Annotated in this window: 1 protein-coding gene; it reads right to left on the minus strand. The window is 66.5% G+C overall.

Annotated features, from left to right (window positions below; all coding sequences use genetic code 11):
• Positions 1–345 precede the first annotated feature (345 nt).
• Positions 346–1,362, minus strand: a 1,017-nt coding sequence (locus tag K288_RS0143425; RefSeq protein ID WP_027584871.1) for an IS110 family transposase, incomplete at its 5' end; no start/stop codon positions are given.

Genomic DNA, 1,362 nt, shown 5'->3' on the forward strand with positions numbered 1-1,362 from the left:
CCCACCCTCATATGGGGCTTTGTGAGTCAAGGCTCTCAACGAACAAGCATGGGTCGGTTTTTTGCGGTGAGAGGGCGGCGCGCGAAGCCATGCATAGCGCAGCGCGACGACCGGCCCCCGGGCGAGGATTGGCTTCCGAAGATTTCTGCAGCTCACTGCATCACCTCATATCCGGTCGGATGTTTGATCCGTACCCACCTTCCGCATGCTTGCGGCGAGGAAGCCTGAGAGGATGAGACCCATCTACAAAACGGCTTTGTTCAGCCCCTGGGTGGCACGGTCATCATCCATCCTGTACGGGGCGCGCGGCGTAGAGCCGGCGGGCCCTGGTTGCGTGACTGGAGGCTATGCCGTCTTCATGGTTGCCTGCTCCGGAACAAGGCCCGTGGTGAGGTAACGCCATAGCGCTACGATCAGCTTGCGCGCCAGCGCGACGATGGCCAGGCGCCTGGCGCGCTTGCCGGCGTTTTCGGTGCGGGTGCGGAACCAGCGGCTGAGCGCGCTGTCGCCCTGATGGCGCAGCCAGAGCCAGGCCAGTTCAATCGCCTTGTGGCGGGCCCGCCGGTTGCCAGCCTTGCTGATGCCCTGCTCGCGATCGATGCCGCCGCTTTGCCAGGGACTGGGCGCCAGGCCGCAATAGCTTGCGACCTCGCGCCGGTTGCGGAAGTCCTTGTAGAACATCTCGTTCACCAGCGTCGTGGCAAACGCCGGGCCGAGGGCCTTGAGCCGCAGCAACAGATCCCGCCGCTCTGCGGTCGGCGCGGGCACCGCAGCGGCTTCCGCGGCAGCCTGGGCCAGCTCCAGCGTCTTGAGCTGGTCGCGCACCAGCATCAGCCGCGCATGCTCGCGCTTCACTTCGGCCAACAGATGCGGCGGCACCGGCTGTCCCTGCCAGTCCCGCTGCTGCTCCAGCCAAACCAGCCAGTTCCGTCGCCGCAAGCTGCCGGCCGCCAGACCCAACAGGCGCAACAGTGCCTTGATCCGATTGGTATGGCCCGTCTGCTCCATCACCAGTCGCTCGCGTTCGCGGCTGGTGCGCCGGGCATCCTCCGCGGCCTCGCTCGGCACCCGGACGATCCGCACCACCCGCGGCTCGCCCCGCAAATAGGCCATCAAGGTGCGCAGCAGAAGCTCGCCGTCGATCCGGTCCGTCTTCGCCCGCCGCGACCGTTGCTCCACCGCGATGCTTGCAGGATCGAAGATGACGTTTGTGATCCCAACCGCCTCGAGCAGCCGGTGCAGCCAGAAGCCGTCATAGCCGGCCTCGTAGCAGCTCACCACACGCGGCGCCGAGCCAAGCTTCGAAGTCGCCCGTGCCTTGACCTTCTCAATCAGCGCCAGCAGCCCGGCCTGATCGCCCCC

Source organism: Bradyrhizobium sp. Ai1a-2, assembly GCF_000426245.1.
Lineage (GTDB): Bacteria > Pseudomonadota > Alphaproteobacteria > Rhizobiales > Xanthobacteraceae > Bradyrhizobium.